Source organism: Streptomyces sp. NPDC053541 (assembly GCF_044544705.1).
Taxonomy (GTDB): Bacteria; Actinomycetota; Actinomycetes; order Streptomycetales; family Streptomycetaceae; genus Streptomyces.
In genome coordinates this window covers 390670-411038 of sequence record NZ_JBITXM010000004.1, presented here as the reverse complement: position 1 = coordinate 411038, position 20369 = coordinate 390670, and the positions used below count along the sequence as shown (strand labels likewise).

The following is a 20369-nucleotide window of genomic DNA, read 5'->3' as shown; positions in this document are numbered from 1 at the left end:
GAGGCCCTCAGGCCTGGAGCAGGGCCCAGACGCCCACGGCGAAGCACAGCAGGGCGGTGATCAGGACCGGCACCGCCACCTTGGCGGGCGGCCCGGGCCGGCGCGCCGGTACGGCCTGAGGGGCGGTGTACGGGAGTCCGGGCTGCGGCTCGTACGCCGTCGGCCGCGGCGGATAGGCCACGGCGGGCGTCGGCGCCTGCGCGAAGCCGGCCGGGGCGGCGACCACGCGCTCGGTGGGCGTCGGGGCCGGGGCAGGGGCCGGGACGGGCGCGTGCCGCGGGGGCGGCGGCAGGTGGAAGCTGCCGGTCTCCGACGGACCCGGCAGGGGCGGCCCGGCGTCCTGCTGCGGTACGGGCGCGGGCGCGGGGGCCGGTGCGGGTGCGGCCGGGGCGGCGCTCAGCGGGCCCTGGGGACCGAAGCCGGCCGGCAGCGGACCGATCTGGTCGAAGACCTCGACCGGCTCCTCGCCCGCCGCCGGCTCCGGCAGCAGCTCGGCCGCCGCCGTGAGCGCCTTGCGCGCCCCCGTGGCCGTCCGGAAGCGCAGCTCCGGGTCCGGCTGCAGCAGCCCCGCCAGGACCTGCCAGAGCGGCTCCGGGATGCCCTGCGGGGCGCCCGGGGTGCCGTGGGTCCGGAAGTGCTCCACGAGGGCCTGGGAGTCGGGCTTGCGGCCCTGGAGCAGATAGAGCGCGACCAGACCGACCGCGAACAGGTCGGCCGGGAAGTCGGGCTCGGCGCCCATCAGTTGCTCGGGCGCGAAGTAACCGGGCGTCCCCACCACGTAGTTGGTCTCGGTGAGGCGGGGCTCGCCCTTGCGCATGGAGATGCCGAAGTCGGAGAGCCGCAGGTGCGGCCGGCCGGTGCCGGTGACCTCCATGAGGATGTTCGCCGGCTTGATGTCGCGGTGCACGACCCCCTCCGCGTGCACCGCGGCCAGTCCGGACAGCAGCTGGTCGAGCAGGACGCACACGAACCGGGGCGGCAGCGCGCCGTAGTCCCCGATCACGTGCGCCAGCGAGCCGCCCGCGACCAGGTCCATCGTGAACAGGACCTTGTCGTCGTCGGCCGCCCAGCTGGCCGGGGCGAGGACGTGCGGGTGGTCGATGCGCAGCGCCTGCTCGCGCACGAAGCGGAGCAGCGCGTGGGCGTCGCTCTGCTGGAGCACCTTCGCCGCCACGTAGCGGCGGCGCCGGTGGTCCCAGGCGCGCCAGACGGCGCCGATCCCGCCGCGTCCGATCGGGTCGATCAGCTCGTACCGACCCGCGAAGACCTCACCCATCGCGCTGCGCCCGCTCCCCGTACGTCCGGCCTCAGTTCTGGTGCGACTCGTAGTGGGCGACCGCGTCGGACGTGCGCCCCGCGCCGTACACCCGCAGGAACTCTGCCAGCTCCGGGTGGGCCGGCGCGAGGGAGTCCGCCGCCTCGATGATGTCGCCGGCCGCGGCCACGGAGCGCAGCAGCGACTGGATCTCGCGCACCACGCGGCGCACGGTCGGGGCGCCGCTGCTGGAGGTGGTCTGGCTGCCGGAGGTGAGCACGGAGCCGCCCTGGGACTTCTTGATCTCGTCCATCCGGTCGGTGGCCTCGGCGGCGCTGACGCTGCCGTCGGCGACCTGGCCGGCCAGCTCCTGGAGGGCCTGGACGCGCTGCACGACCGCGGGATTGCCGATCTTGGCCCGCTGGCCGCTCATCAGCTGGGAGAGCATGGGTGCCGAGAGCCCGAGCACGGCGGCCAGCCTGGCCTGGTTCAGCCCGAGATCGTCGATCAGCCGACGGAAGAGCGCCCCCAACGGCTCCCCGTACCAACTGCGCTGAAGCTCCCGGGCTCTGGCCGTGGCTTCCTGCTGCGCTGTGTCCATTTGCTACTTCTCCCCATCCCTTGGGTTCGCCACTGCGAACCCCGGTCAGCATCTTACGGAGCGTGGTCGCCGACGGGGAGTCCCAATCCTTTTGCGGGATACGGGGGTGCACCCGGTACTCTGGTCTCGTTCCGGGGCCTTAGCTCAGTTGGTAGAGCGCTGTCTTTGCATGGCAGATGTCAGGGGTTCGACTCCCCTAGGCTCCACCGGAAGAAAGCCCCTCCGACCTGCGAGAACGCAGGTCGGAGGGGCTTTTTCGGTCAGCGGCCGCAGTGCTCCGGCGTGCGGTCGGCGGACCGGGTGGGGGCGGACGTGGGGGTCGGGGTCGGCGTGGGGATCGTGGTGGACAGGACGGCCCGGTACTTGTTGACCGCGTCGATGCGGGACCGGGCGTCGAGCTTGGCGAAGATGTTCTGCAGGTGACGCTTGACGGTGCCCTCGGTGATCGTGAGCCGGTTGCCGATCTGGCGGTTGCTCAGCGCCTGGCCGACATAACGGAGGACTTCGAGCTCGCGCTCGGTCAGCAGCTCACGGCCCGCGGGACGCTCCTCGTCCGCGGGTGCCGGGCTTTCCTGGGTCTCCGGGGTCTCCAGCGTCTCCGGGGCGGCCGCGCGGACGGCGCGGAGCAGGGTCTCGCTGGGGGCCCGGGTGGGCACGCAGGAGTGGGCGCCCTCGGCGAGCAGGGTGCGGGCGAGGCCGTCGTCCTCGCTCTCCGAGAGCAGGACGACCCGGGTCCGCGGCGCCTTGGTGCGCAGGTCGCGGAGGGTCTGGACGGGCCCGCGGCCGGGCAGGCCCGGGGCGAGCAGGACGACGTCGGCGCCGCGGACGGCGCCCCGGACCGCTGCGGGGCCGTCGGCGGCTTCGGCGACGACCTCCAGATCCGGTTCACGGGACAGTAGAAGGGACACCGCTTCCCGCACCAGGGCATGGTCCTCTGCGATGACGATGCGGATCGGCGCGCTGCGGCTGTTGCGCATGGTTTCTCCCCCTTTGCTCAGGGCGGCCGCGCAGCCACGCGGCCGCTCCTGACCACGAGCACACCAGTCCCCCGCCGTCCGCCGCAGCAGCGTTGGGGCGACTGTGTCAGGAAGCGCAATGTCATGCCGGTCACACATTCACCCGATCGAATGAGCCCCCGGCCACCTGTACGCCGGTGGGCGTCCCGTGACCCCCGTCCCGGAGGGTCCCGGCGGCCCCGCTCAGGCGGAACGCAGCGCCTCGCGCAGCGCGCGGAGCCAGTGCGCGACCGTCTCGCGGGCCAGCGGGGTCGCCGCGCCGAAGTCCTCGAAGAGGTGGAACGCGCCCGGCACGAAGCGCAGTTCGAGCCCGACCCCGTGCTCGGCGAGCCGCCGGGCGTAGGCCAGGCCCTCGTCGCGCAGCGGGTCGGAGCCGGCCACCTGGACATAGGCCGGCGGCAGCCCCGACAGGTCCCCGGCCCGGCCCGGGACGGCGTACGCGGGGAGCGCGCCCGGGTCCGCGGCCGCGTCCGCCAGGTAGATCCGCCACAGCGTGCGCGCCGACGCGCCGTTGATGACCCGCGGGTCGTCGACCTCCTCGCGTGAGGTGCCGGTGTCCCGGTCGTCGAGCACCGGGAGCAGCAGCTGCTGGAAGGCGATGGCCGGGCCGTTCTCGGCGCGGGCGCGCAGCGTGAGCCCGGCGGCCAGGCAGGCGCCGGCCGAGTGGCCGCTGACGGCCAGCCGGGCCGGGTCGAGCCCCAGTTCGGCGTGGGCGGCGGCGGCCCAGCGCAGCGCCGTCCAGGCGTCCGTCGGCGCGGCGGGGTAGGGGTGCTCGGGCGCCAGCCGGTAGTCGACCGCGATCACCAGGGCGCCGGTGTCCGTACAGATCCGGGCGCAGGTGCGGTCGCCGGAGTCGAGGTCGCCGAGGGCGAAGCCGCCGCCGTGGAAGAAGAGCACCGCGGGCAGCGGCCCCTCGACCCCGGCCGGGCGGTAGAGCCGCACCGGCACGTCGGCCTCGCCGGGCACGCGGGCGACGGCGTCCTCGATGCCCAGGCGCGGGTCCCCGTACGGCTCGCGGGTCGCCATCGCCCGGTGCAGGCCGGCGCGGGTGGCGGGGATGTCGGCGAACATGTCGCGCGCGGGGAGGGCGTCCAGGACCGGCTGGAGCTGGGGGTGGACGTACAAGGGGGGCGTTCCTTTCGGGCGGTACGGGGCGGGCGGGGCCGGAGCGGGACCGGGCGGCGTCGTGCGGGGCGTACGGGTCGTGCGGCGTCGTACGGGTCGTGCGGGGTCGTGCGGGGTCGTGCGGCGTCGTACGGGTCGTGCGGGGTCGTGCGGGGTCGTGCGGTGGCGGGGGCCGGCCGGGGCGGCGACCGTGGGGCGGGCGGGGAGGGCCGTGCCGGCCCGGCCTCAGTGGCCCATGCCGAGGCCGCCGTCGACCGGGATGACCGCGCCCGCCACGTACGCGGCGCCCGGGCCGGACAGCCAGGCCACCACGTCCGCCACCTCCCGCGCCGAGGCGCTGCGCCCCATCGGGATGCCGGCCAGCTTCTCCTTGCGGACCTCCTCGGTCAGGTCCGCGGTCATGTCCGTGTCGATGAGGCCCGGGGCCACCACGTTGGCGACGACGTCCCGCGCCCCGTACTCACGGGTGATCGAGCGGGCCAGGCCCACCAGACCGGACTTGCTCGCCGCGTAGTTGGTCTGGCCGGCGCTGCCGTACAGGCCCGCCACGGAGGAGACGAGGACGATCCGGCCGTGCCGGGCCCGCAGCATCGGGCCGATCGCGCGCCGGGCGCAGCGCCAGGCGCCGGCGAGGTTGGTGTCCAGGACGCGCAGGAACTGCTCCTCGCGCATCCGCAGCAGGAGGCCGTCCGAGGTCATGCCGGCGTTGGCGACCAGGACGCCCACCGGGCCGAGCTCCTGCTCCACGGTCTTGAAGGCGGCGTCCACCGAGGCGCCGTCGGTGACGTCGCACTCCACGCCGAAGGTGCCGGCCGGCACCCCGGAGCCGCGGTGCGTGACGGCCACCCGGTCGCCGAGCGCCACGAAGGCCTCGGCCACGGCCGCGCCGATGCCGCGGTTGCCGCCGGTGACGAGCACGGTGCGGGGCCGGGCGGCCGCCGGGCCTGCTGACTGCTGGTCCATGGTGTGCGGGTTCCGTTCGGTCAGGCCGCGGGCGAGGCGGCGTCGGAGTCGGTGATGCTGCGGGACCAGTCGAAGTCGACCCGGTCGAGGGCGCCGAGCCGCTCGACGAGCTGGTGCAGTCCGGTGAAGTCCTGGATCAGGCGCTTGCGGCCGCCCGCGGCCTGGATGTCGTCGAGCATGGCGTGGCCGCCCGGAATGCCCGTCTCGTCCATGATCCGGTGCCAGGTGGTGAAGTCGTTGCCGACGAACGCCTCCAGGCCGTCGACCAGGGCCTTCAGGAAGAAGCGCTGCCGGTGTCCGTCCAGGTCGGCGTGCACCTTCTCGGCGAGCACGGCCGCGATCGAGGCGTGGCAGTACTCGTCGCGGTTGTGGATGCGCACCGCCGCGCTGTTGACGGGCTGGATCTCCTTGTCGTCGGCTATCAGGTTCAGATAGGCGTTGATGGAGATCTCGGCCACCGTCGCGAAGGCCAGCGTGGTCAGCGAGCGCTCCCACTCCTCGGTGGCCGCCGCCCGCAGCTCGTCGTGCCGGCGCACGATCAGCGGCTTCGGCAGCACCGCGTCCGGCAGCGCCCAGCCCCGCTTGCGCCGGGTCACGGCGCTCGCGTTGAGGTGCATGAGGGTGTGGTACTGCTCGTCGACCATGGCCTGGGCCAGGCTGCGCTGCATCAACTCCCCGCCCAGCTGCGGGAATCCGCCGTCCAGGCCGAGCTGGAAGGCCGGGTTCACGATCTGGCCCTCCAGCAGGACGGTGGTGCGGTTGTACGAGACCCAGGCCCAGCTCAGCAGCCGGGTGCGGTCCTCGGGCGCGAGCGCCGTGAACGTGGGGTGGTCCCGGAACGGCAGGATCCGCTCCGGGTAGTCGTCGCGCGTGACGTCGTACAGGGTGTCGAGGTCGGGCTCCTCCCGCTTCACGGCGGCCCTGCGGTGCCAGTTGCCCGCGAGCCGCGCGATGACCGCGTTCTCGGTGACGTCGGCGGGGTCGTGCGCGGGCAGCTCGGGCGGGACCACCCCGGCGGTCGGCGCGGTGTCCGACGCGGTGGCCGTGGCGGTGCCGGGCTCGGTGCCCGGCTCGGCTATCCGGTCCGTACGGTCCGTACTCATCCTTCTGCTTCTCCTCTTCTGCTGCGGCTCAGTCGTCCGTCTTGTGCGCCGCGGGTGCGGGGTCGGTCAGCCCGAGGGCGATCAGTCCGGCGAGCACCGCGAGGGCCGTGCACACCGCGAACACCGTGCGGAAGGCGCCCACGCCGGGGCCGCCGAGGGCCGCGATCAGGGCGGCGAAGGCGCCCGTGCCCAGGGCCGCGCCCACCTGGCGGGAGGTCACGACCAGGCCCGCGCCGGCGGCGAACCGCTGCGGCGGCAGCGCGCCGGCCGCGGTCGCGGACAGGGTGGTCATCACGGCGCCGATGCCGATGCCGCCGATCATGTTGGCGGGCAGCCACACCAGCGCGAAGTCGGGCTCGGCGCGCAGCCCGACGGCCCAGATCCCGCACTGCACGGCGAAGAGCAGGGTGCCGGCCACGACCACCGTGCGCTGGTGGCGCCGGGGCATCCGCCCCGCGAGCACCGAGACCACCACCGACACCACGGCGCCCGGGGTCAGCGAAAGCCCGGCCTGGAGCGGGGTGTAGTGCCAGATCTGCGCGGCGAAGAGCGGGGAGGCGAGCAGCCAGCAGTACATCGCCGCGCCGAACAGCAGGAAGGAGGCGTTGGCCACGGCGAACTTCCGGGTGCGCAGCAGCGCCAGCTGGAGCGCGGGCGTGGCGTGGTTGCGCGAGCGCAGCAGCGCGACGGCGAGGAGCACGGCTCCGGCGGCGAGCACGCCGAGGAAGGGGGCGCTGCCCCAGCCCCAGGAGCTGCCCTGGGTGAGCGCGGCGACCAGGCCGCCGACGCCGAGCAGCAGCGCCACCGTACCGAGCAGGTCCGGGACGGCGGCGGCGCGCATCCGCACCCGGGGCAGCACCCACCAGGCGAGCGCGAGCAGTGCGGCGCCGAGCGGGACGTTCACCAGGAACACGGAGGGCCAGCCGAAGCTGTGCACCAGGAAGCCGCCGAGCGGGGTGCCGGCCGCGGCCGCCGCCGAGGACGAGGCGCCCCACAGGCCGATCGCCTTGGCCCGCTCGTGCGGCGGGCGCGAGGCGAGCAGCAGCGCCAGCGAGGACGGCACCATGCCGGCCGCGAAGAGGCCCTGGACGGCGCTGGCGGCGATGAGCAGCTCCACCGTCGGGGCGAGCGCGCACAGCAGCGAGCCGACCGTGAACCCGGCCACGGACAGCGTGAACAGCCGGCGCAGTCCGATGACGTCGGCGAGCCGGCCGGCCGGGGCGAGGGTCGCGGCGAAGACCACGGTGTAGCCGCTCACCACCCAGGACAGCAGCGACAGGGAGGCGTCGGGGAAGCTCTCGGGCAGTTCGGGGAAGGCGATGTAGACGACGGAGACGCCGAGGAACGCGATGAAGGTCGCGCCGCACGAGGCCAGCAGGGTCAGTCCGGGACGCGTGTAGGGGGAGGCGCCGGCCGCCGCCTCCGCGTCCTGGGCGGCCCGGGCCGCCTCGGCGGGGGCGCCGCCGGGCGGTCCGCCGGGCGCCGTGGCCAGGCCGGGCGGGCGGGCGCCGGTCGGTTCGGACGTCTCTGTCATCGGGGGTCAGCTCCTCGTGCTCTCGGTGCTCTCGGCGCCCGGCGCGCTGTCCGCGCTCTCGGTGCTCTCGGCGCTCTCGGTGTGGAAGCGGCAGACGGATCCCCCGGTCCGCATGCACTCGGTGGTGGCGTCGGTGACCTCGACGCCGAGGCCCTGGAACCAGCCGTCCCGCATGCGCAGGCACGGACAGGCGTAGCCCTCCAGGGAGCGGGCGGCCCGGAGCATCCGCAGCGCGAAGTGCTCGGTGATGACGGTCTCCACCACGGGCCCGCCGTCCCCCTCGCCGGCGGGCAGGACCTCGGTGTGCGAGCGCATCATCCGCTCGTTGGTCATCACCCGGGTCAGCCCGTCGACGGCGGCGGCCAGCTCCTTCGGCGAGGCGGCGTCGGGCGTGCCCTCGCGCTGCTGGTACCAGGAGCCGACCCGGCGGCTGACGAACGCGATGGCCTCCGCGTTGATCTCGTTGGCCACCTCCTGGCCGAAGCGCTTCTTCACGCCCTGGTACCAGCGGGCGTCGTGCAGCCACCAGAACTGGCGCAGCGCGTCGGTGAGTTCGTTCTCCAGCTCGCCCAGCGGCGGGCGCGCCCCGTCGCTCACGCGGCCCCCTCCCGTACGAGCAGGGCGGTCGCGGTGCCCGGACCGGTCCCGGACTCCTCGTCCACGGACAGCTCCACCAGGATCAGCAGGGCCTCGTCGGCCTCGCCGTCCTCGAAGAGCAGCCGGGCGTAGTCCAGGGCGGCCCGCTCCTGGTCGCCCTCGGGGCTGAAGCAGACCACCGGGCCGCGCAGCCCCCAGGCGGTGGCGACGTGGCCGACGACGGCGTTGGGCACCGACTGGAAGAACAGCAGCGGCTGCACCGGGCGGCCCGCCGTGACGGCGGCGCCCACCGCCCGGTCGGTGGCGAAGTCGCCGAGCCGGCTGACCACGACGACCGCCGTGCGGTCGCCGCGCTCCGCCGGCACCGGCGCCTCGCCGTGGTGGGCGCGCAGACAGCGGTGGGCGGCCTCGGCGGCCAGCGGGCTGAAGGAGGACACCACGAAGCCGGCCAGCTTGGGCGGCCCGGCCGCCGGGTCGTCCGCCCCGGCCGGGTCGTCCCCCGCCGGCCAGGAGCCGCGGGACAGCACCTCCAGCGGGGCCGGGCCCGCCGAGGGGCGGGCGGACGGGACCGTACGCGTGCTCATGTCGCCTCCAGGACCAGGGCGGTGTTGGCGCCGCCGAACGCCGCGTTGAGCGAGAGGACGGTGCGCGGGCGCACCGGGCGCGGGGCGTCGACGACCAGGTCGAGCCGGCAGGCCGGGTCCTCCCCCAGATAGCCTGCGTTGACCGGGAGCCGGCCGTCCGCCAGGACGAGCAGCGAGACGGCGAGCTCGACCGCCCCCGAGGCCTCCAGGGTGTGCCCGGTCAGCGACTTGGTGGAGCTGACCGGCACCTTCGCCGCGTGCTCGCCGAAGGCCAGGTGGACGGCCGCGGTCTCCGCCGAGTCGTTGTACGGGGTGCCGGTGCCGTGCGCGTTGACGTAGTCGACCTGCTCCGGCGTGCGCCCGGCGCGCTCCAGCGCGGCGGTGATCGCCCGGGCCATGCCCAGGCCCTCCGGGTGCGGCTGGCACACGTGGTACGCGTCGCCCGCGCGGCCCCAGCCGGTCAGCCGGGCCAGCGGGCGGGCCCCGCGCCGCTCGGCCGCCGGGGCCGCCTCCAGGACCACGGCGGCCACGCCGTCGCCGAGCAGCAGGCCCTTGCGGCCGGCGCTGAACGAGCGCAGCTGCCCGTCGGTGGCCAGCGCGCGGCCCGCGTCGAACAGCCCGTACACGTCGGGGTCGACGAGATAGCCGGCCGCCACCACGACCCGCTCCTCGCGGCCCGCCGCGATCAGCGCGGCGGCGTCGGCGACGGCGGTGCTCGCGGCGACACAGGCGTTGGTGTACGTGCGGTCGGCGCCGCGCAGTCCGGTCGCGGCGGCCAGCGCGGCCCCGCTCGCGGCGTGGTGGTGCCGCGGCTGCTCGGCGAGCGGCCGGCGCGCCCAGGAGGCGTCCGCGTGCCGGGCGAACAGCAGCGGCGTGCCGGCGGCGAGCTCCTCGGTGAGCTCCGCCTGCGCGGCGGCCTCGCGGACCACGGCGGTGAGTTCGGTGTGCAGGTCGGGGTCGCCCGGCAGGTGGGCGGCGTGCTTGGCCCGGCGCCGGGTCACGTCGAAGCGGGTGACCTCCGCGAAGGCGGGGCGCCCGGCGGCGAGGGCCCGGCCCAGGGCCTCGGCGCCGCGCCCGAAGGCGGTCGTCACGGACATGCCGGTGACGACCACCCCGGTGCGGTCAGTGCGCGGTGCCGGCACGGTCACCTCCCGGGGCGGCGGTGGCGTCGGCGAGGGCGCCGCCGAGCACGTCGAGCACGTCGTCCAGGGTCACCATCCGGGCCAGCTGGGCGTCGTCCAGGTCGAGTTCGGTGTCGAAGCGCTCCTCGACGCTGTGCACGACCCAGGCCAGTTCGAGTGAGTCGATCCGCTCGGCGACGTCGCCGGGCTCCCGGTCCCCGTACGAGGCGAGGATCGCGACCAGGTCGCTCCGGGTCAGCCCGGCGGGCGCCGGCGGCTGCGGGAGGTGGGTGGTCACCGCGCCCGCCCGGTGAGCGCCGGGTCGGCGGCGCGCGCGTCGATCAGGGCGACGAGCCGGCCGAAGTCGAGGCCGGCGAGCGCCTCCAGCTCCTCGTCGTCGATCTGCACGCCGTACTCCTGCTCGACCTGCATGGCTATCTCGGCGAGCGTGAGCGACTCCAGCTCCAGACCGCCGTCGCCCAGCGGGGTGGTGTCGGTGACGCCGTCGACCTCGTAGTTGAGGTCGCGCAGGGTGGACAGGAGGAACTGGCCCGTGGTGCCTGTGGTCTTGCTGCTCATGTGGTCGACTCCAGAGGTCGGTCGTGAGGTCCGTGGTGAGATCGGTCGTGAGATCGGTCGTGAGGTCCGTGGTGAGGTCGGACGGGACGTTCTTCGGGGCGTTCTTCGGCTTCGGTCGGGCGTTCTTCGGGAGGGGCGGGATCGGGATGCGGACGGTGGACGGCGGGGCCGTGGTGGTCCGGCTGGTGCGGACGGCGGAGCGGCATCCGGCCGGCGCCCCCGTGCTGCGGGCGCTCGCGGCCGGGCTGCTCGGCGTGCCCGAGCCGGAGGTCCTGGTCGGCCGCGAGCCGTCCGGGCGGCCCCGGCTCGGCGGCGCGGCCGGTGGGCTGCGGGCGAGCGTGAGCCATGTGCGGGGTCTCACGGCGGTGGCGGTCAGCCGGGTCGGGGAGGTCGGGGTGGACGTGGAGCGGCTGCGTCCGCTGCCCGCGGCGGCACTGGCCCGGCGCTGGTTCACCGGGGCCGAGGGCCGTTGGGTCGCGGCGCGCCCTCAGGAGGAGCAGCCGGCCGCCTTCCTCGGTCTGTGGACCCAGAAGGAGGCGGTGGGCAAGGCGCTGGGCACGGGGCTCGCCGACGGCGGGATGCGCCGCCCGGTGCGCCTCGGCGCCCTCCCGGGCACCGTGCTCCTCCCGGTGCCGGCCGCGGACCACGGCCTGTGCACCGCGCTCCCCGGGGCCCCGGAGGGCTTCGTCCTGGCGGTCGCGGCCGAGGGGCCGGGCCGGGTCGTGGTGGAGGGCGAGCGGAGCGTGTACGCCGAGGGCACCACGGGCCCCGCGGGCCCCACGCGCATCACGGACCACATGGGTCCTGTGGCACCCACGGGACCCACGGGCCCCGACGGCCTCGGCCGCACCGGGGACCGGCGCGTCGGCAACCAGGTCATCGCGCACCTCACGCCGGAGCAGCGGCGCCGCTGACGGCTTCGGAGGCCCCCGCGGCCCCTGAGGCCTCCGCCGCCGCCCGCAGCACCTCCGGGTCGCGGCGCGGCTTGCCCGTCGCCGTACGGGGGAACTCGGGGAGCAGGTACCAGCGGCGCGGGTGCTTGAACGCGGCGAGTTCGGCCGCGAGCCGCTCCCGGACCTCGTCCAGGCCGGCCCCGGGCGCCGGGGTCACGTACGCGTCGATGCCCTCGTCGTACAGCACCACCGCGTCCGTCACCGAGGGCAGCCCGGTCAGGAACTCCTCCACCTCCGTGAGGTCGACCTTCAGACCGCGCACCGAGACCTGGGAGTCGAGCCGGCCGAGGACGGTCACCCGGCCGCTGGCCGGGTCGATCTCGCCGGCGTCGTGGGTGCGCAGCCAGCCGTCCGCCCAGCGCTCGGGGAGGGCTCCGGCGAGGTACGGGGAGCGGTCCAGGGCCACCTGGAGCTCGCCGTCCGCGATCCGGACCCGGACGCCGGGGGCGGGCGTGCCGACGGAGGGGTGGTGGGCGCCGCTCATGTCGGCGGCGATGATGCCGGTCTCGGTCATGCCGTAGATCTGCGCGAGCGGGACGCCGTAGCGCTCGGTGAAGGTGCGGGCGACCGTCTCGGGGGTGCGCCCGCCGGCCGTCATCACCCGCACCAGGCGGGGCAGCGGCGGCGGTTCGGCGACCGAGGCGAGCAGGGCGACCTGGGCGGGGACGCCGAGCACGGTGGTCGGCAGGTCGGCCGTGCGCACGGTGTCGAGGATGCCGCGCACGGAGGTGCGCGCGGGCAGCACGGCGCGTGCGCCGGAGTGCAGGGCGTGCAGCAGTCCGCCGACCAGGCCCCAGGTGTGGGAGAGCGAGCCGAGGATCACCAGCTGCTCGCCCGCCCCGGGCATGCCCTCGACGCGGGCGTAGCGGTCGAGTTCGGCGACCAGCTCCCCGGCGGTCCGGGCGATCAGCTTCGCCGGTCCGGTGGAGCCGGAGCTGAGCTGGACCAGGACCTGCTCGCCGTGGGCGGGTTCGCCGTCCGGGCGGCGGGTCAGCTCGGGCGTGACGGCGTGGAAGCCGCGCATGGACGGGGCGGGGTCGCGGGTGGAGACGAGGAGCTGGGGCCGGGTGAGGTCGAGCGCGCGGTCCGTCTCGGGGGCGGTCAGCCGGTGGTCGAGGACGATCAGCCGGGCGCCGAGCCGCCAGACGGCGAGGATCTGGACCACGTACTCGAAGGACGGGGGCAGCTGGACGGCCGCCGTGCCGCCGGGCCGCAGCCCGGCCCCGGCGAGCCGCTCCTGCCGCTCGGCCACGGCCTCCCGCAGGGTCCGCCGGTCGGTCTCCCGGTCGAGCACGAGACAGCCGGCGGAGGGCTCTCCGGCCAGCAGCGTCTCGTCGACCCAACGGGCTCGGGCGACCCATTCATTTCCGGTGAACATCACTACTCCACGAATGGCGCGAATGGTTTGGCGCGAATGGTTCGGATCCTGGTGCGGCAATCTCGTCACGGATCACGTTACGCACCCCTCGGGGGCGGAAGAAACAGAATCGGATGTCACCAAGGTGGCATGGCCACGGGCCTGTTCGGACTCTTAGCGTCGAGCCGTCCGAGACCGGTGCCGTCCCGTTCGGAATTTCCTCCGCAGGCGGCGAAAGTTGCCGGAACGTTTCCGGAACATTGCCTGAACAGCCGTGCACAGCACCCCCCTTGCAGGAAAGCGGTGCTCCGCCGACGCCTCATTCCTTGGAGAGCAGGCTCATCCATGCGCACGTTGATCGTGGACAATTACGATTCCTTCACCTATAACTTGGCGCATTACGTCGCAGAGGTCACCGGAGACGAACCGACGGTCGTCTACAACGACGATCCGGCATGGCGGCTGAAGCATCTGCGCGACTTCGACAACGTGATCGTCTCGCCCGGTCCCGGAACTCCCGAGCGGGAATCCGACCTGGGCATCGGAGCCGAGATCATGCGGCACGGCACCGTCCCGCTGCTCGGGGTGTGCCTGGGCCACGAGGCCCTGGCGCACCTGCACGGCGGACGGGTGGGGCTGGCCCCGGAGGAGCGGCACGGCCGGCTCTCCCCGGTGCACCACATGGACACCGGTCTGTTCGCCGGGCTGCCCTCGCCCTTCGAGGTGGTCCGCTACCACTCGCTCGCCGTCTCCGCGCTCAGCGAGGACTTCGAGGCCACCGCCTGGACCTCCGACGGCGTCCTGATGGGTCTGAGGCACCGTCACCGACCGCAGTGGGGCGTGCAGTTCCATCCCGAGTCCATATGCACCGAGTACGGGCACGAACTGCTCGCCAACTTCTTCCGGCTGGCCGAGGCGCACAACGGCACCCCGGGCCGCCCGCCGGTCCACCGGCCCGCGGCCCCGGCCCCCGCGCCCGCGGCTCCCGCCCCGACCGGTGCCGCGCGCCCCGCCCCCGGCACCGAGGGCGGCCCCGGACCCGAGAAGCGCCGACTGCGCGTGCACCACGAGCAGCTGCCCACCCGCCAGGACCCGGAGCACGTCTTCGACGAGCTGTTCCGCGGCACCCCGTACGCCTTCTGGCTCGACAGCAGCCGGCCGGACGCCGACCTGGGCCGCTTCTCGATCCTCGGCGACGCCGCAGGACCGCTCGCCCGGGTCGCCTTCGCCGACGTCCAGCAGTGCACGGTCACCGTGGAACACGCGCACGGCGGCACCGAGGTGCACAACGCGCCCTTCCTCGACTGGCTCGACCAGGACCTGCGCACCACCGAGACCGAACTGCCCGAGCTGCCCTGCGACTTCGCCCTCGGCTGGGTCGGCTACCTCGGCTACGAGCTCAAGGCCGAGTGCGGCGGCGAGGCCGCCCACACCTCCCCGGACCCGGACGCGGCGATGGTCTTCGCCGACCGCGCGGTCGTCCTCGACCACGCCACCGGCACCACCCACCTGCTCGCCCTGGCCCCCGCCGACGAGCCGGCCGCCGCCCGCGCCTGGCTCGACGAGACCGCCGCCCGCCTGACCGACCCGGCCCCCGCCGACGAGCCGGCCGGCTCCGGCGACCCGGAGGACGTCCGGCCCGCGCCGACCGCCCCGCTCCCGGTCTCCCTGCGCCACGGCCACGACCGCTACCTGGAGCTCATCGGCGCCTGCCACGACGCCATCCACGTGGGCGAGAGCTACGAGATCTGCCTCACCAACATGATCGAGGCGCGCGGCGCGATCGACCCCTGGGCGAGCTACCGCTACCTGCGCCGGATCAGCCCCGCGCCCTTCGCCGCCCTGCTCCGCTTCGACGGCCTGTCCGTCCTCAGCACCTCGCCCGAGCGCTTCCTGCGCGTCGACCGGGCCGGCGTCGCCGAGTCCAAGCCGATCAAGGGGACCCGGCCGCGCGGCGCCACCCCCGAGGAGGACCGGCTGCTCGTCGAGGACCTGCTCGGCAGCGAGAAGGACCGCGCCGAGAACCTGATGATCGTCGACCTGGTCCGCAACGACCTCGCGCGCTGCGCCGAGCCCGGCTCGGTCCGCGTCCACAAGATCTTCGACGTCGAGACCTACGCCACCGTGCACCAGCTGGTCAGCACCGTCCGCGCCACCCTCCGCCCGGAGCGCAGCGCCGTCGACTGCGTGCGCGCCGCCTTCCCCGGCGGCTCGATGACCGGCGCGCCCAAGGTGCGCACCATGCAGATCATCGACCGCCTGGAGGAGGGCCCGCGCGGCATCTACTCCGGCGCCATCGGCTACTTCTCGCTCTCCGGCGCCACCGACCTCAGCATCGCCATCCGCACCGCCGTGGTCACCGCCGACCGCGTCCGCTACGGCGTGGGCGGGGCGATCACCGCGCTCTCCGACCCGGCCGAGGAGTACGAGGAGACGGCCGTGAAGGCCACCCCGCTGCTGCGGCTGCTCGGCGCCCGCTTCCCCGAGCGCGCCGAGCCCGCGGGTTCGGCCGGTTCCGCCGGTTCGGCGGGTTCCGTGGGGTCCGCCCGATGAGCCCCCGGCCGTCGCCCGAGCGCCTCTTCGGGCTCGGCGTGGGCGGCGGGCTCGTGGAGCTCCCGCCCGCCCCCGGCACCGCCCCGCTCGCCGCCGACTCCTGGCTGGTGAGCGACGGCCGGGCGCGCGAACTGCGGCGCCACCGCGAGCGGTTCGCCGCCGCCGTGGCCGAGGCCGGCGGACCCGACACCGGCTTCTTCTGGGAGGAGGCCATGGCCCGGGTCCCGGCCGCGGGCGACTGGTTCCCGCGCGTCGAACTCGCCGACTCCGCCGGGGAGTTACGGCTCCGGATCCGGATCAGGCCCGCCCCGGTGCGTACCGCGGAGGTACGGGTCTGGGTCCCGGACCTGCCCGACCCCCGCCGCACCCCGCGCCGCAAGGGCCCCGACCTTGCCGCCCTCACCGGGCTGCGCGCCGAGGCGGTCGCGGCCGGCGCCGACGAGGCGCTGCTCACCACGCCCGACGGGCTGCTGCTCGAAGGGGCCACCACCAGCGTGCTCTGGTGGGAGGACGGTGCCCTGTGCACCGCGGACCCGGCGCTGCCCACCCTCCCGGGCGTCACCCGCGACTGGGCGCTCGCCCGCGCCGCGGCCCTCGGCGTCCCGGTCCGCCGGTGCCGGATCCGCCCGGCCGAGCTGGCCGGCCGCGAGGTCTGGTGCGTCAACGCCCTGCACGGCGTCCGCCCGGTCACCGCCTGGACCGGCCCCGCCGCCCCACCCGCCCCGGCCCCGCCCGAGCACGCCCCGACCTGGCGCACCGCCTGGCACGAGGCCGCCGAACCCGTCCCCGTACCGGTCTCGCCCACCGAGGGGAGGGGAACCCGATGACACGCACCTACGGCACGGCCGGCACATGGCCGACGCCCTCGGGCACCGGCGTCGGCATCGGCCCGGGCCCGTACTCCGGCTCCGGCCCGGCTTTCGGACGGCGCCCGGCTGCCGGCCCCAGCCCCCGTCCCCGGCAGGCCTCCTCGGGCGCCCGCGCCGCCGCCCGCCCCGGCGCCGACCACGGCTGGGGGAGGCGCTGATGGCGCTCGACACCGCGCTCGCGGGGACCGTCCATCCGCCGGAGGGCGTGCACGTCGTCGACCGGGCCGCGATCCGCGCCTTCGCCGAGGCCGTGGGGGCGCACAGCCCCGCGCACACCGACCCGGCGGCCGCGCGGGCGCTCGGGCACCCGGACGTCGTGGCGCCGCCGACCTTCGTCTTCCGGGCGGTCAAGGAGAGCTGCGACCGGGTCCTCGCGAGCCCCGCGCTCGGCCTCTCGCCGGAGGCCCGGCTGGTCCACGCCGACCAGCGGATCGCGCACCACCGCCCGGTCCGGGCGGGCGACCGGCTCGCGGTGACCGTGCACCTGGAGGCCGTGAAACGGCTCGGCGGCAACGACGTGCTGCGGATGCGCGCGGAGGTACGGGACGGGGCCGGCGAACCGGTCGCCGACGCGCACCTCACGGTCGTCGCCAAGGACGGGGGCCCGGCATGACGGGCGGCACCGGCGCTCCGGCCGCCGCCCGGCCGGACCACGAGACCCTCGCCGAGGGCACCGCGCTGCCCCCGCTCCGCTGCGCGCTCACCCGCGCCGACCTGCGGCGCTACGCGGCGGCCTCCGGCGACCACAACCCCATCCACCTCGACGACGCGGCGGCCCGCGCCGCCGGCTTCCCGTCGGTGATCGCCCACGGGATGCTGAGCATGGCGAAGGCGGTCGGCCTGGTCGCCGACTGGGCGGGCGACCCGGCCGCCCCCGAGGAGTCCTTCGCCCGCTTCGCCCGCCCGGTGCCGGTCCCGGACGACGCCGTCGGCGCCGTGCTCGACGTGCGCGCCACGGTGGCGGCCAAGCTGCCGGACCGCCGGGTCAAGGTGGCCGTGGAGGCGCTCTGCGCGGGCGAGAAGGTGCTGTCCTCCGCCTGGGTGGTCGTCCGGCTCGGGCCGTCCTGAGCACGCGTCGAATGGCCCAGTGCTTCGGGCGGTGAATGGACCGGGAGCACTGGGCCACCGAGCCCTAGCCTCGGGGCATGACGACGACGAGGAACACCGAGCAGGCGGCTCGCCCCGACGACGCGACGGGTAGGGCCGAGGCGCGGACCCGACGGGCCCTGCTGGTCGCCCAGTTCGGCAACTCCGTGGGCGACGGCGCCTTCTACGTCACCTCGGCCCTCTACTTCTCCCGGATCGTCGGCCTGTCCGCCCCGCAGATCGGCGCCGGACTCGCCGTCGCCTGGGGCATCGGCTCGCTCGCCGGCGCGCCACTGGGCCACCTCGCCGACCGGCGCGGCGCCCGCGGCAGCGCCGTCCTGCTCGCCCTCGCCACCGCGGCGGCCGTCGCCTCCTTCCTCCTCATCCGCTCCTTCCTGCCCTTCCTGCTCGCCGCGACGCTGTACGCCACCGCGCAGAGCGGCCTCGCCGCCGCCCGGCAGGCACTGCTCGCCGGTCTGGTCGCGCCGGCCGCCCGGGTCGGCATGCTGGCCCGGCTGCAGGCCACGCTGAACGCCGGGCTCGCCGTCGGCGCCGCGCTCGGCGGCCTCGCCGTCGCCGCCGGCACCCGCACCGCGTACCTCGCGGTGCTCGGCCTCGACGCGCTCGGCTTCCTCTTCTGCGCCCTCGTGCTGTACCGCCTCCCGGCGGTCCCCGCGGGCCCGGCCGGCGCCGCGGACGAGCCCCGGCTGGTGGTGCTGCGGGACCGCCCGTACGCGCTGCTCACCCTCCTCAACGCGGTGCTGCTGCTCCGGATGCCGCTGCTCAGCCTGGCGCTGCCGCTGTGGATCGTGGAGCGCACCACGGCCCCCGGCTGGACCGTCTCGGCGCTGTTCGTGCTCAACACCGGGGCCGTGATGCTCTTTCAGGTGCGGGTCGCGCGCCCGGTGACCGGGCTGCCGGAGGCGGTCCGCGCGGTCGGCCGGTCCGGCGTGGTGCTGCTCGGCTCCTGCGCGGTCTTCGCGACGACCGCCGCCGGGTTCGGCACCGGGCCGACGGTCGCGGTCCTGGTGCTCGGCGCCGTTCTCCAGGTGCTCGCCGAGATGCGGCACTCCGCCGGCTCCTGGCAGATCGGCCTCGCGCTCGCCCCGGCCGGCCGGATCGGGCAGTACCAGGGCTTCTACGGGACCGGCGTGCCCCTCGCCCGCACCCTCGGGCCGCTGGTCGTCAGCACGCTGCTGATCGGCGGCGGCGCGGCGGGCTGGCTGGTCCTCGGCGCGGTCTTCCTGGTCGCGGGCCTGGTCACGGGCCCCGCCGTGCGCTGGGCGGAGCGCTCACGCCCCGGCGGGCCCGCGCTCGCCGGCGACGGCGCCCACTGATCCGTACGAGTGGTGTTCATCGGAAGAACTGCGCGGCGGCTGCGTGCCTCCGGGCATCCCGGAGTCGCGTCCCCATGATGAGCAATGTACGAAAAGCGCGCAATCCGAAATGAACCATCCGAGAACGGCCCATCACTCCGCGAGGCACGCGAACCGCGCGGACCGCCCCGGGCCCTCGGGACTCGACACTCGAAAGTGAGGGGTCATGGCCACCGTCAAGGTCAAGCAGTTCTGGACCGCCTTCGTCTCCGTCCTCTTCGCCCTCTTCGCCTCTCTCGGCCTGGCCACGCCGGCCGCCGCCGCCACCGCGCAGCCCTCCCTCTCCCAGGGCGACGAGCCGGCCCCCGCCGCCGGCGCCGAGACCCGCGCGGAGCGCGCGGCCGTGCCGCTGCCCGCCCAGCGAACGGCCTCCCACTGGCACCTCGCGCAGGGCCGCGCCCTGCCGCCCACCATCAAGCAGCGCATCCGCGCCGAGGCGCACGGTTCCTCCCCCGCCGTCCGCCACCTGCCGGCCGACGGCGACACGGACCGCGCCGCCGGCTCGGCCTTCGACGCGCCCGAGCTCTCCGGCCTGGCGCTCTCCGCCCGGGCCGCGTAGGGGCGCGGCGGAACCTCCGCCGCGCCCCTACCGCCCGGCCCGGAAGACCTGGCCCGGAAGACCCGGACCGGAAGCCGGACCCGGACTCGTAGCCGAATCCGAATCCGTAGCCGAATTCGAGCCCGAAGCCGAAGCCGGATCCGAAGCAGGACCCGCATCCGAAGCCGGATCCGAAGCAGGACCCGGATCCGAAGCCGGATCCGAAGCAGGACCCGGATCCGAAGCCGAGTCCGAAGCAGGACCCGAATCCGAAGCCGGAACCGGAGTCAGCCCGATCAGCGACGTTCCTCGTCGCGCTTCGCGGCCTCCGCCTCCGCCTCGGCCTCCTTGGCGGCCACCCCCGGATCGAGTGACGCACCGCCGTCGTCGACGGACGACAGCCCGGTCTCCTCGTCCACCTCGGTGGGAGCAGGAGGTTCGACCAGCCAGTCGGGATTGGCCTGCTTGTCCCACCACTTCCAGGCGGCCACGGCGCCGCCGAACAGCACACCGACGACCAGCATTCCCTTGGCGAGACGACCGGCCCTGGCCCGGCGCTCGTGCTTCCTCACGATCTTCTCGACGTCCTTCGGCGTCACCTGGCCGCGCAGCGCGGCCCAGGCGGCAGTCGAACGCGACCCGGCCTCCTCCAGGACGGGACCGGTCGCGGCGACCGCGTGCTCGACACGCGGCACGGTGTAGTCGGCCGCCTGACGGGCGGCCTTGCGGGTGACGGTCGCGGCACGCTGCGCGGCCTCGTCGACCCGCGGCGGCACGTGCGGGGCGACCAGCGCGTCGTACTGCGTACGTGCCTGGACGCGAGCCTGCGACGCGGCCCTCGAAACCTTCGGGGCGAGCCTGACGCGCGCCTCGCGAGCATAGTGAACGGCCTGGTCCCGGGCCGTCTCGGCGTACGGCGCCACCACTTCCGCGGCGTGCACGACGCTGTCCTTCGCCGAACCTGTCGCGGCGCGCACGCTGTCCATGCGGGTCACGGGATCCTCCTCCTCCGGTGGCGATGTCGGTTTTTCACCTTTCCATCCTTTTCGGAATCATGCCTGCCGTGCCGCGCTCCGGCATGCGGGGCGGGCATCCGGGGCATGCGAGGATGCGGACGTTGCAGGACCGTGTGGGTACGCGCGTGGGCGCGGGTGTGGAG

At 75.3% G+C, this 20369-nt stretch carries 22 protein-coding genes and 1 tRNA gene; 9 read left to right on the top strand and 14 right to left on the bottom strand.

The genetic code is table 11. The annotated features are described in order from the left end of the window. Nucleotides 1-7: 7 nt before the first annotated feature. Both ACIGW2_RS12455 and ACIGW2_RS12450 read right to left on the bottom strand, forming a co-directional pair. Nucleotides 8-1276: a serine/threonine-protein kinase gene (locus ACIGW2_RS12455; RefSeq protein WP_391654001.1), complete on the bottom strand. Its 1269-nt coding sequence runs from the start codon at nucleotides 1274-1276 to the stop codon at nucleotides 8-10. A 31-nt stretch (nucleotides 1277-1307) separates the two neighbouring features. Then, on the bottom strand, nucleotides 1308-1856 hold the full coding sequence (locus ACIGW2_RS12450) for a DNA-binding protein (protein WP_356066740.1): 549 nt from the start codon (nucleotides 1854-1856) through the stop codon (nucleotides 1308-1310). Between the two features lie 133 nt (nucleotides 1857-1989). On the opposite strand from ACIGW2_RS12450, the gene ACIGW2_RS12445 reads away from it, so the two are divergent. Then, nucleotides 1990-2062: transfer RNA gene (locus ACIGW2_RS12445), tRNA-Ala, on the top strand. Nucleotides 2063-2116: 54 nt separating this feature from the next. On the opposite strand, the gene ACIGW2_RS12440 is transcribed toward ACIGW2_RS12445, so the two are convergent. From ACIGW2_RS12440 to ACIGW2_RS12395, 10 genes are all read right to left on the bottom strand, one after another. Beyond that, a complete protein-coding gene (locus ACIGW2_RS12440) occupies nucleotides 2117-2833 on the bottom strand; it encodes a LuxR C-terminal-related transcriptional regulator (protein ID WP_391654002.1) in 717 nt (238 codons plus the stop codon). 222 nt (nucleotides 2834-3055) lie between these two features. Continuing rightward, the gene (locus ACIGW2_RS12435) at nucleotides 3056-3997 is read right to left on the bottom strand and encodes an alpha/beta hydrolase (RefSeq protein ID WP_391654003.1); all 942 of its coding nucleotides are present in this window, start codon (nucleotides 3995-3997) and stop codon (nucleotides 3056-3058) included. A gap of 225 nt (nucleotides 3998-4222) precedes the next feature. Next, nucleotides 4223-4960 (bottom strand): SDR family oxidoreductase, encoded by a 738-nt coding sequence (locus tag ACIGW2_RS12430; protein ID WP_391654004.1) that lies wholly within the window; start codon nucleotides 4958-4960, stop codon nucleotides 4223-4225. Between the two features lie 20 nt (nucleotides 4961-4980). Next, entirely contained in the window at nucleotides 4981-6063 is a 1083-nt protein-coding gene (locus tag ACIGW2_RS12425; RefSeq protein ID WP_391654005.1) for a diiron oxygenase, read from the bottom strand. A 28-nt stretch (nucleotides 6064-6091) separates the two neighbouring features. Next, nucleotides 6092-7597 carry a DHA2 family efflux MFS transporter permease subunit gene (locus tag ACIGW2_RS12420; protein ID WP_399843204.1) on the bottom strand — a complete coding sequence of 502 codons (1506 nt, stop codon included), beginning with the start codon at nucleotides 7595-7597 and terminating at the stop codon, nucleotides 6092-6094. A gap of 6 nt (nucleotides 7598-7603) precedes the next feature. Beyond that, a complete protein-coding gene (locus ACIGW2_RS12415; RefSeq protein ID WP_391654007.1) occupies nucleotides 7604-8194 on the bottom strand; it encodes a hypothetical protein in 591 nt (196 codons plus the stop codon). Further along, the gene (locus ACIGW2_RS12410) at nucleotides 8191-8778 is read right to left on the bottom strand and encodes a beta-ketoacyl synthase chain length factor (protein ID WP_391654008.1); all 588 of its coding nucleotides are present in this window, start codon (nucleotides 8776-8778) and stop codon (nucleotides 8191-8193) included. Before ACIGW2_RS12410 ends, ACIGW2_RS12415 begins: the two co-directional genes overlap by 4 nt. Beyond that, nucleotides 8775-9920, bottom strand: a complete 1146-nt coding sequence (locus ACIGW2_RS12405) for a beta-ketoacyl-[acyl-carrier-protein] synthase family protein (RefSeq protein WP_391654010.1) — start codon at nucleotides 9918-9920, stop codon at nucleotides 8775-8777. The genes ACIGW2_RS12410 and ACIGW2_RS12405 overlap by 4 nt, the downstream gene beginning before the upstream one ends. Next, nucleotides 9901-10197 (bottom strand): acyl carrier protein, encoded by a 297-nt coding sequence (locus ACIGW2_RS12400; RefSeq protein WP_356066724.1) that lies wholly within the window; start codon nucleotides 10195-10197, stop codon nucleotides 9901-9903. The genes ACIGW2_RS12405 and ACIGW2_RS12400 overlap by 20 nt, the downstream gene beginning before the upstream one ends. Then, the gene (locus ACIGW2_RS12395; RefSeq protein ID WP_391654011.1) at nucleotides 10194-10478 is read right to left on the bottom strand and encodes an acyl carrier protein; all 285 of its coding nucleotides are present in this window, start codon (nucleotides 10476-10478) and stop codon (nucleotides 10194-10196) included. Before ACIGW2_RS12395 ends, ACIGW2_RS12400 begins: the two co-directional genes overlap by 4 nt. Before the next feature lie 146 nt (nucleotides 10479-10624). Here ACIGW2_RS12395 and ACIGW2_RS12390 point away from each other — a divergent pair, with 146 nt between their 5' ends. Continuing rightward, nucleotides 10625-11392 carry a 4'-phosphopantetheinyl transferase family protein gene (locus tag ACIGW2_RS12390; protein WP_391654013.1) on the top strand — a complete coding sequence of 256 codons (768 nt, stop codon included), beginning with the start codon at nucleotides 10625-10627 and terminating at the stop codon, nucleotides 11390-11392. Here ACIGW2_RS12390 and ACIGW2_RS12385 read toward each other — a convergent pair. Further along, on the bottom strand, nucleotides 11367-12809 hold the full coding sequence (locus ACIGW2_RS12385) for a class I adenylate-forming enzyme family protein (RefSeq protein ID WP_399843199.1): 1443 nt from the start codon (nucleotides 12807-12809) through the stop codon (nucleotides 11367-11369). The genes ACIGW2_RS12390 and ACIGW2_RS12385 overlap by 26 nt on opposite strands. A 324-nt stretch (nucleotides 12810-13133) precedes the next feature. On the opposite strand from ACIGW2_RS12385, the gene pabB reads away from it, so the two are divergent. The 7 genes from pabB (at nucleotide 13134) to ACIGW2_RS12350 (ending at nucleotide 19231) form a co-directional block, all read left to right on the top strand. Then, a complete protein-coding gene (gene pabB / locus ACIGW2_RS12380) occupies nucleotides 13134-15341 on the top strand; it encodes an aminodeoxychorismate synthase component I (protein WP_399843196.1) in 2208 nt (735 codons plus the stop codon). After that, a complete protein-coding gene (locus tag ACIGW2_RS12375; protein ID WP_399843192.1) occupies nucleotides 15338-16168 on the top strand; it encodes an aminotransferase class IV in 831 nt (276 codons plus the stop codon). Before pabB ends, ACIGW2_RS12375 begins: the two co-directional genes overlap by 4 nt. After that, a complete protein-coding gene (locus tag ACIGW2_RS12370) occupies nucleotides 16165-16368 on the top strand; it encodes a hypothetical protein (protein ID WP_399843189.1) in 204 nt (67 codons plus the stop codon). Before ACIGW2_RS12375 ends, ACIGW2_RS12370 begins: the two co-directional genes overlap by 4 nt. Further along, nucleotides 16368-16823, top strand: coding sequence for a MaoC family dehydratase N-terminal domain-containing protein (locus ACIGW2_RS12365; RefSeq protein ID WP_391654017.1), 456 nt, complete (start codon nucleotides 16368-16370; stop codon nucleotides 16821-16823). The genes ACIGW2_RS12370 and ACIGW2_RS12365 overlap by 1 nt, the downstream gene beginning before the upstream one ends. Further along, on the top strand, nucleotides 16820-17278 hold the full coding sequence (locus ACIGW2_RS12360; RefSeq protein WP_391654018.1) for a MaoC/PaaZ C-terminal domain-containing protein: 459 nt from the start codon (nucleotides 16820-16822) through the stop codon (nucleotides 17276-17278). The genes ACIGW2_RS12365 and ACIGW2_RS12360 overlap by 4 nt, the downstream gene beginning before the upstream one ends. Nucleotides 17279-17355: 77 nt before the next feature. After that, nucleotides 17356-18633 (top strand): MFS transporter, encoded by a 1278-nt coding sequence (locus ACIGW2_RS12355; RefSeq protein ID WP_391654019.1) that lies wholly within the window; start codon nucleotides 17356-17358, stop codon nucleotides 18631-18633. Nucleotides 18634-18838: 205 nt separating this feature from the next. Then, on the top strand, nucleotides 18839-19231 hold the full coding sequence (locus ACIGW2_RS12350; protein WP_399843186.1) for a DUF6344 domain-containing protein: 393 nt from the start codon (nucleotides 18839-18841) through the stop codon (nucleotides 19229-19231). A gap of 275 nt (nucleotides 19232-19506) precedes the next feature. Here the strand turns inward: ACIGW2_RS12350 and ACIGW2_RS12345 are convergent, their stop codons facing one another. After that, complete coding sequence (locus tag ACIGW2_RS12345) at nucleotides 19507-20205, bottom strand: DUF5324 family protein (RefSeq protein ID WP_391654021.1); 699 nt, start codon at nucleotides 20203-20205, stop codon at nucleotides 19507-19509. Between the last annotated feature and the right edge of the window lie 164 nt (nucleotides 20206-20369).